Source organism: Micromonospora sp. NPDC051296 (genome assembly GCF_040682255.1).
Classification (GTDB): domain Bacteria; phylum Actinomycetota; class Actinomycetes; order Mycobacteriales; family Micromonosporaceae; genus Micromonospora; species Micromonospora craterilacus.
The window spans coordinates 1-8,577 of record NZ_JBFBAO010000314.1; the positions used below are offsets into that span (position 1 = coordinate 1).

The 8,577-nt window shown below is 73.1% G+C and carries 9 protein-coding genes; 7 read left to right on the plus strand and 2 right to left on the minus strand.

Features of this window, described 5'->3' with window-relative positions; genetic code table 11:
• From AB0M52_RS26165 to ilvA, 4 genes are all read left to right on the plus strand, one after another.
• Positions 1-486, plus strand: a 486-nt coding sequence (locus tag AB0M52_RS26165) for a PLP-dependent transferase (protein WP_363958806.1), incomplete at its 5' end; no start/stop codon positions are given.
• Positions 487-502: 16 nt separating this feature from the next.
• Positions 503-1,912 (plus strand): amidase family protein, encoded by a 1,410-nt coding sequence (locus tag AB0M52_RS26170; protein WP_363958809.1) that lies wholly within the window; start codon positions 503-505, stop codon positions 1,910-1,912.
• 43 nt (positions 1,913-1,955) lie between these two features.
• Positions 1,956-2,849, plus strand: coding sequence for a DUF4328 domain-containing protein (locus AB0M52_RS26175; protein ID WP_363958812.1), 894 nt, complete (start codon positions 1,956-1,958; stop codon positions 2,847-2,849).
• A complete protein-coding gene (ilvA, locus tag AB0M52_RS26180) occupies positions 2,846-4,066 on the plus strand; it encodes a threonine ammonia-lyase (RefSeq protein ID WP_363958815.1) in 1,221 nt (406 codons plus the stop codon). Before AB0M52_RS26175 ends, ilvA begins: the two co-directional genes overlap by 4 nt.
• A gap of 72 nt (positions 4,067-4,138) precedes the next feature.
• Here ilvA and greA read toward each other — a convergent pair whose 3' ends face one another.
• Together greA and AB0M52_RS26190 are read right to left on the minus strand one after the other, a co-directional pair.
• Positions 4,139-4,636 (minus strand): transcription elongation factor GreA, encoded by a 498-nt coding sequence (greA, locus tag AB0M52_RS26185; protein ID WP_093406432.1) that lies wholly within the window; start codon positions 4,634-4,636, stop codon positions 4,139-4,141.
• Positions 4,637-4,816: 180 nt separating this feature from the next.
• Positions 4,817-5,251: a DUF4307 domain-containing protein gene (locus AB0M52_RS26190; RefSeq protein ID WP_363958818.1), complete on the minus strand. Its 435-nt coding sequence runs from the start codon at positions 5,249-5,251 to the stop codon at positions 4,817-4,819.
• A 206-nt stretch (positions 5,252-5,457) separates the two neighbouring features.
• Between AB0M52_RS26190 and mca the strand changes: the two genes are divergently transcribed.
• From mca to AB0M52_RS26205, 3 genes are all read left to right on the plus strand, one after another.
• Entirely contained in the window at positions 5,458-6,339 is an 882-nt protein-coding gene (gene mca / locus AB0M52_RS26195) for a mycothiol conjugate amidase Mca (RefSeq protein WP_363958821.1), read from the plus strand.
• Between the two features lie 48 nt (positions 6,340-6,387).
• A complete protein-coding gene (locus AB0M52_RS26200; protein ID WP_363958824.1) occupies positions 6,388-6,681 on the plus strand; it encodes a hypothetical protein in 294 nt (97 codons plus the stop codon).
• A 248-nt stretch (positions 6,682-6,929) separates the two neighbouring features.
• Positions 6,930-8,577: GGDEF domain-containing protein (locus tag AB0M52_RS26205; RefSeq protein ID WP_363958826.1), on the plus strand; the 1,648-nt coding region annotated here is incomplete at its 3' end.

Here is an 8,577-nt window from a genome sequence, read left to right on the forward strand (position 1 = left end):
CTCGGCGAGCAGCTGCGCTACCACCAGAACGCGATGGGCGCGGTCAACGGCCCGTTCGACGCCTGGCTGACCCTGCGCGGCATCAAGACCCTCGGTGTACGGATGGATCGGCACTGCGACAACGCCGAGCGGATCGCCGCGTACCTGGACGGGCACGCCAAGGTGGGTCAGGTGCTCTACCCGGGGCTGCCCTCGCACCCGGGGCACGAGGTGGCGGCCAAGCAGATGCGCCGGTTCGGCGGGATGATCTCGTTCCGGGCCGCCGGTGGGGAGGACCACGCCGTCGAGATCTGCAACCGGGCCAAGCTTTTCGTGCTCGCCGAGTCGCTCGGTGGGGTGGAATCCCTGATCGAGCACCCGGGCCGGATGACACACGCGAGTGCTGCCGGCTCGCCGCTTGAAGTTCCCGGCGATCTCGTGCGACTGTCTGTCGGCATCGAGACGGTCGAAGACCTGCTCGCCGATCTGGAGCAGGCGCTGGGCTGACCGCTGGCTGGGGAGGATGGCCGTGCAGGACATCATGCCGACCTGGGTCGGGGCGACCGCAAAACAGATCGCCCGGGGCGTACGGCGGGGCGACGTCTCCGCCACCCAGGTCCTGGCCGACCACCTCGACCACGTCGCTCAGGCCGACGTCGACCTCGCCGCGTTCCGCGCGGTACGCGGCGGGGCGGCGGTCACCGAGGCGGAGAAGGTCGACGAGCAGGAGGACCTGGCCAACCTGCCGCTGGCCGGGGTGCCGGTCGCGGTCAAGGAGAACACCCCGGTGGCCGGCACGCCCACCTGGAACGGCTCCGCCGCGATGCGTACCGCGGTGGCGGAGGCCGACCACGAGGTGGTCCGCCGGCTGCGCGGGGCCGGTGCGGTGATCCTCGGCGTCACCCGGATGCCCGAGCTGGGCCTCTGGGGGGTGACCGACGACGACACGGCGGTCACCCGCAACCCCTGGGACCTGGGGCGTACCCCGGGCGGCTCGTCGGGCGGCGCGGCGGCGGCGGTGGCCGCCGGGCTGGTGCCGATCGCCCACGGCAACGACGGACTCGGTTCGATCCGCATCCCGGCCGCCTGCTGCGGCCTGGTCGGCCTGAAGCCGGGGCGGGGAGTGGTGCCCTGCCAGCTCGGCGCGGAGGACTGGTTCGGGTTGACCGAGCACGGCATGCTCGCCACCACGGTCGCCGACGCGGCCGTCGGCTTCCAGGTGCTCGCCGGCCGGGCCCAGGAGAAGCTTGTCCCGCCGCAGCGGCTGCGGGTCGGCGTGTCGCTGCGTTCCCCGGTGCGCGGCGTGTCGCCCGACGCGCCGAACCGGGACGCGGTCGCCGCCGCCGGCCGGCTGCTCGCCGCGGCCGGGCACGACACCGTGCCGGCCGATCCCGTCTATCCGACCGCCCTGGGGTTGCAGGGCATCGCCACCTGGTTCGCGGCGGCCGCCGCGGACGTGCGCGCCGTCGGGGTCGACCGGCGCAGCCTGCAACGCCGCAGCCGCCGGCACGTCGCGCTGGGCGAATGGGCGTGGCGACGCGGGTACGTCCGGGAGGCCGACCGGCTCGCCTGGCGCGAACGGTCGATCGGATTCTTCGCCGACCACTCGGTGGACCTGCTGCTCACCCCCGCCCTAGCGGCCGCGCCGCCGCCGGCCACCAACTGGTCGGCCCGGTCCTGGCAGGCCAACATGCTGACCAACATCCGGTACGCCCCGTACGCGGCACCGTGGAACATCGCCGGCCTGCCGGCGCTGGTGGTGCCGGTGGGCCGCCGCCCGGACGGGCTGCCGCTGGCCGTGCAGCTGGTCGGCCCGCCCGGCTCGGAACTGCTGCTGCTCGGCGTCGCCGGCCAGTTCGAGATGGAGGCCCCGTGGCCACGGCACGCCCCGGGTTACCCGCGCGTCGGAACGGGGTCGCCGGCCAGCGCGTGATCATCTACGCTCCCGGTGCCACTTCCCGGGAGGACCCAGGGTCATGCGCTGCCACACCTGCGACGCCGACGTCGACGTACGCACCATGGAATGTCCGACCTGCCGTACCCCGGCGGGTTCTCCCGCGCTGCACCCTGGTGTCCGGGTCCGGCCGGTCCACGGCATCGGTCGCGCCGCCGCGGTCGCGGTGGGCGCGACCACCCTGGCACTCCTGTTGACGCTGGCGATCCAGCCGGTCAACGCACTGGTCGCGCACCGGGCGTCGACCACGGCCGACGGCGACCAGTTCCTGCTGATTACTGGCCTGCTGGAACTCACGGCGGGGGTGGCGCACGGCGCGGCGTTCCTGGCGGCCGTCGTGCTCGTCATCATCTGGAGCTGGCGGGCCCGGATGAACCTGAACGCCTTCCCGGGCGCCGGGCCCACCCTCTCCGACGGATGGGCGATCGCCGGGTGGCTGGTGCCGTTCGTCAATTTCGTGGTGCCCTACCGGGTGGTGGCGAACATCGCCCGGGACAGCCTCTGGCGGCTGAGCACCCCGTGGCTGGTCAAGGTCTGGTGGGCGGCCTGGCTGGCGTACCTGTTCACGGATCGACTCACCAGTTCGGTCGCGGAGTACGAGGCTCTGCCGTATCCACCGGAGACCGCGGCCGACTTCGAGGCGTACGCCGACTACTACGCCTCGTCGGCCGGGGCGTACCTCGTGCCCACGCTGGCCTGCGCGGTGGCCGGGGTGTCGCTGATCGTGCTGATCCACCGGATCTCCGCCGCGCAGACCGCCCGGATCTCGCGGGGGATGCCCGCCGGCCCGATCCTGCCCGGCATGACCGTGGCCGCGCCGGGAAGCCCGACCGGGCCGTCGCCGATCGCGGGCGGCCCGACGGGCACCCCGCCGCCGACCGCCTCCGGCGGGACGGGTGGCACCATCGGGGCATGACGGAACTGGTCAGCCTGGACGACGTGCGGGCCGCGCGGGAGCTGCTCGCCGGGGTCACCCGCACCACCCCGCTGGAGCCCTCCCGGCCGCTCAGCGCCGCGCTCGGCGGCCCGGCCTGGCTCAAGTGCGAGAACCTCCAACGGGCCGGGTCGTACAAGGTGCGCGGCGCGTACGTGCGGATCTCGCGGCTGTCGGCGCAGGAACGCGCCCGGGGCGTGGTCGCGGCGAGCGCCGGCAACCACGCGCAGGGGGTGGCGCTCGCCGCCGGGCTGGTCGGCACGCACGCCACCGTCTTCATGCCGGTGAACGCGCCGCTGCCCAAGGTGGCGGCCACCAAGGGGTACGGCGCCCAGGTCGAGCTGGTCGGTGCCACGGTGGACGAGTCCCTGGTGGCGGCACAGACGTTCGCCGAACGCACCGGGGCGGTGCTGATCCACCCGTTCGACCACCGGGACGTGATCGCCGGGCAGGGCACGGTGGCGCTGGAGATCCTGGAGCAGTGCCCCGAGGTGAAGACGATCGTCACCGGGGTCGGCGGGGGCGGGCTGATCTCCGGCATGGCGGTGGCGGCCAAGGCGCTTCGCCCGGACGTCCGGGTGATCGGGGTGCAGGCGGCGGGCGCGGCGGCCTTCCCGCCGTCGCTGGTGGCCGGCGAGCCGGTACGCCTGCCCGCCTTCGCCACCATCGCCGACGGCATCGCGGTCGGCCGCCCCGGCGACATCACCTTCACCCATGTCCGCAAGCTCGTCGACGAGGTCGTCACCGTCACCGAGGAGGACATCTCGCGGGCGCTGCTCATGCTGCTGGAGCGCGGCAAGCAGGTGGTGGAGCCGGCCGGTGCGGTCGGTGTGGCGGCGTTGCTGGCCGGGGCGGTCCAGGTGGAAACCCCGCTGGTGGCCGTGCTCTCCGGCGGCAACATCGATCCGCTGCTGATGTTGCGGGTGATCGAGCACGGCCTGGCCGCGGCCGGCCGCTACCTGCGGGTCACCGTGCGCTGCTCGGATCGGCCCGGGCAACTCGCCTCGCTGCTGAGCGAGATCGCCGAGCAGCGGGCCAACGTGGTGGACGTGGAGCACCAGCGGGCCAACCCGCACCTGCGTCTCGGCGAGGTCGAGGTGGCGCTGTCGGTGGAGACCCGGGGCGTCGAGCACTCCGACATGCTGATCAGTGCGCTGCGGGCCAGTGGTTACCAGGTGACCATCGCGCAAGAGGCGTGACACCCTGCGGTGTCACGCCTCTGCACGAGTGGGGGCGGCCGGCCGCGGATGGCGTCGCGCCGGCGGCGTGCCTCAGCCGGAGAACGGCTCGAAGCTGACCACGGTCACCTTGATGTCCGCGCCGCTGGGCGCGGTGTAGGTGCAGGCCTGGCCCGCCTTGCCGCCCAGGATCGCCTGGCCGAGGGCCGACTCGGGGCTGTAGACCGTGAGGTCGGTGGTCGAGGCGATCTCGCGTGAGCCGAGCAGGAAGGTCTCTGTGTCGTCGGCGTCGTCGTCGAAGTAGATCGTCACGACCATCCCGGGCGCCACGGCGTCGACGGTCGGCGCCTCGCCGACCTGGGCCGTGCGGAGCAGCTCCTTCAGGTAGAGGATGCGCCCCTCGGCCTTGCCCTGCTCCTCGCGGGCGGCGTGGTAGCCGCCGTTCTCGCGCAGGTCGCCTTCCTCGCGCCGGGCGTTGATCTCGGCGGCGATGATCGGCCGGTTGGCGATCAACTCGTCGAGCTCGCCCTTCAGGCGGTCGTACGCGTCCTGGGACAGCCAGGTGGCGGGCGCCTCGTTGCCATTGGACACAGGCGGTCCTCCTCGGTTGTGCGTGCTGGCTGACAGGTGAACCCTTAAGTTACCAGTGCGGTGCGACAAGGAGTGTCGGCGATCACGTCCCGGGCGCCGAGGAAGCACGGTCAGGGCGGCCGCTCGACAGTCGCCTCAGCGTCGGCCAGCGGCCGCGTCAGCGCGCTGCGGCGGGCGGCCTCAGGCGGGCGGTCGGCAGCGGACGACCTCGCCGATGAACGGCCGGGCGCTGGTGGCGAGGCGGTGCCGGACGGTGATGTGGCGCTGCCCCGCTTCGGCGGTCACCGGCACCTCCTCGCGGGCCACCTCGGCACCGGCGTGGTCCCGGGCGCGCAGCACGCACACCGCCGACCCGCCGTCCGGCAGGTTCACCCGGAAGTCGACCACCACCTGGGTGGCCGTGATATCGCTGTAGGAGATCACCTGGACGTCGTACGCCGGGTCGCCGTACTGCCGGTAGAGCTTGACCGAGATGACGGTGAGCGCCGCGACCACGGCGACCGCCAGCAGCGCGGTCAGCACCGGCCGGCGGCGATCGGGCGCGCGGCGGCGGCCGTATCGGCCGGGTGGGAACACCGGCGTGTCCGATGGAAGTGTGGCGTGCGTCTCGGTCACCGGCGGGTATCTCCCTGGCGTTGTTGTCGGCGGCATCGGCAAGAATGGCAGAGGTCCGTCATCCCTGCCCGACTCGGTGCCAGATATGGCTGGTGTCAAATATGACAGGCCGGCCCGGGCCGGTACCGCGACAGGGAGAATTCCGGCAGGTCAACGGTTGGCCCAGGGGCGAGTCCGCCGGTGGGCAGAGACGAGGAGCGCCAGCTTTGGCAGAACAACTTCGACTCATGGCCGTCCACGCGCACCCCGACGACGAGTCGAGCAAGGGCGCCGCGACCACGGCGAAGTACGTCGCCGAGGGGGTGGACGTGCTGGTCGTGACGTGCACCGGTGGCGAGCGCGGCAGCGTGCTCAACCCCAAGCTCGACCGGCCCGACGTGTGGGCCAACATCGCCGACATCCGGCGGGCGGAGATGGACGCGGCACGGGCCATCCTCGGCATCGAGCAGGCGTGGCTGGGCTTCGTCGACTCCGGCCTGCCCGAGGGCGACCCGCTGCCCCCGCTGCCCGAGGGCTGCTTCGCCCTGCAGGATGTCGCGGTGGCCGCCGGCCCGCTGGTGCGCCTGATGCGCGAGTTCCGCCCGCACGTCGTCACCACGTACGACGAGGAGGGCGGTTACCCGCACCCCGACCACATCATGTGCCACAAGGTCAGCGTGGCGGCCTTCGAGGCGGCCGGCGACGCGGAGCGCTACCCCGAGCTGGGCGAGCCGTGGCAGCCGCTGAAGCTCTACTACGACATCGGCTTCTCCAAGGGCAAGATCCTGGCGCTGCACGAGGCCATCCTGGCCACCGGCATCGAGTCCCCGTACGCGGAGTGGCTGACCCGCTGGGAGGACCGGCCGGACAAGGGCCCCCGGATCACCACCCGGGTGGAGTGCGCCGAATACTTCCCGGTCCGCGACGACGCGCTGCGTGCCCACGCCACCCAGGTGGATCCGGACGGCTTCTGGTTCCAGGTGCCGATGGAGTTGCAGCAGCACGCCTGGCCGACGGAGGATTTCCAGCTGGTCCGGTCGATGGTCGACAGCCCGCTGCCCGAGTCCGACCTGTTCGCCGGCGTACGCGAGACGGCCCATGCCCGCTGATCCGGCGGCGGGCTACCCTGGTCACACACCGCACTCCGGAGGAACGCCATGCTGACCGCTGCCCAGGTGCTCGCCCAGAACAACTTCGGGGACACCCGCACGGGTGGCCTGGCCGGGCCGATGGGCCTGTTCCTCATCCTGGTCCTCGGCACCGCCACCGTGCTGTTGATCCGCAACATGAACGCCCGGCTGCGCCGGCTGCCCGACCGGTTCCCCGGTCAGGAGCCCGCCGCCGAGGCGGGCAACGCGGACCGGACGGTCGCTGATCCGACAGATGGGACCGTGATGAGGGATTCATCCGGAGAGGTTCCCAACGGGCGCGAGCAGCGCCGCGACGGCTGATCGGGGCATGATTCACGTCGAACCGGATGGTCGCCCCCTGTTGCGACCATCCGGATTGGCTTAGCCTTCCGCCGGGGGACCAGAAGTCCCCCGAGCCGTGCGCGGGAGGGGGCGCCGATGACCATCGCAGTCGGGTTCGCCCTCCGCGTGTCCTGTCCCCGGTCGGCGGGAGGGGGTCGGTGACCTCCGGCAGGGCCGGTCATTCGCTCGACCGGCACCCAGGCCGTGGTACGCCACTCCGGGTTCACCTGCTCACGGCCGCCGTCGTCAGCACCGCGCTGATTGCCGCCGTGGTCGGGCTGAGTCTGCCGGTACGGCTGCCGGCCGACGATCCGCTCGGCGGCCTGGCCCGGTTCGGCATCGCGGTCGCCGCGTTCGCCCTGTCGCAGCTGGCCCGGCTGCGGTTCCGGGCCGCGGCCGGCGTGGTCAGCATCACCTGGGGCGAGGCGGCGCTGGTCGTCAGCCTCTACCTGGTACCGCCCGGTTGGCTGCCCGCCGCGACGCTGATCGGTGTCGCGCTGGCCTGGACGGCGCTGTCCGTGGTGGACGAGGGCCGGTCGACCTGGGACGTCGTCCGCATCGCCGGCGCGCAGACCGCCGCCACCGCGCTCGCGGTGTCGGTCACCACCGCCCTGGGTCAGCCGATGCTGGCCACCCCGACCCCGGCCCTCGCGCTCGCGGTCGCCGCCGGAGCGGTCACCTACCTGCTGGCCGGCGCATGGCTGGGCGGGGTCATGCTGGCGTTGCGGCACGGGATGCCGATCGGGCGCCCGCTGCTCGCCGCGCTGCGGGGCAAGCTGCTGATGTTCGTCGGCAACGTGGTGCTCGGCCTGCTCGTGGTGGTGCTGATCGAGCTCGACCCCCGGTGGTTGCTGCTGCTGCCCGCCCCGCTGTGGCTGCTCCAACAGACTTACCGGCAGCGGCTGCGCGACGAGCGTGAGCGGCGTACCTGGCGGTCGTTCGCCGAGGCGACGGCCGCGCTCAACCAGCTCGACGAGCGTGGTGTGGCCACCGCGGGCGTCACCGGTGCCCTGACGCTGTTCGAGGCGGAGATCGCCGACGTGGAGGTGGTCCGGGGCGACGGGCGATGGCGCCGCTACCGGGCGGACCCCGGCGGCCAGGTGGTCGACCGGGAGATCGCGCCCCCGGAGGACGACGAGCCCGCCCCGGAGGAGCTGGTCCGAGACCTGTCGGTGAGCGATACGCGGGTCGGTCGGCTGCGCGTGCGGTTCCCCCGCACGGCCCCGCCCACCGGGCGGGAACGGGACGCTCTCGCCGCCTTCGCCGACGCGCTGGCCGCCGCCCTGCACGACGCGGCGACCCACCGGGAGCTTCGGCTGGTCACCGCGCGTTCCTCGTACGAGGCGGTGCACGACCCGCTGACCGGCCTGGCCAACCGGGCGGCCATGCTCAGCCGGGGTGACCAGGCGTTGCGGCAGCTCGCCCACGACCATCCCGTCGCCCTGCTGCTGCTGGACATCGACCAGTTCAAGGAGGTCAACGACACGCTCGGGCACGCCGCCGGCGATCAGCTGCTGCGGCTGACCGCCAACCGGCTCGACACCCTGGGTCGCTCCGGTGACCTGCTGGCCCGGCTCGGCGGCGACGAGTTCGCACTGCTGCTGACGTCCGTCCCGGTGGTGGACGACCGCACCGCCCCGACGGCGTACGCGCTCCGCCAGGCTCGGGACATCGCCGAGCGGCTGGCCGCGCCGGCCGAGGTGGCCGGCGTACGGATGTCCGTCGAGGTCTCCGTCGGTGTGGTGGTGGCCGGGGCCGGCACCGCCGACCTGACCGAGCTGCTGCGCCGGGCCGACATCGCCATGTACCAGGCCAAGGCCGGCGGCGGCAGCGTGGCCACGTACGACGGCTCACGGGACGCGGCCAGCACCGACC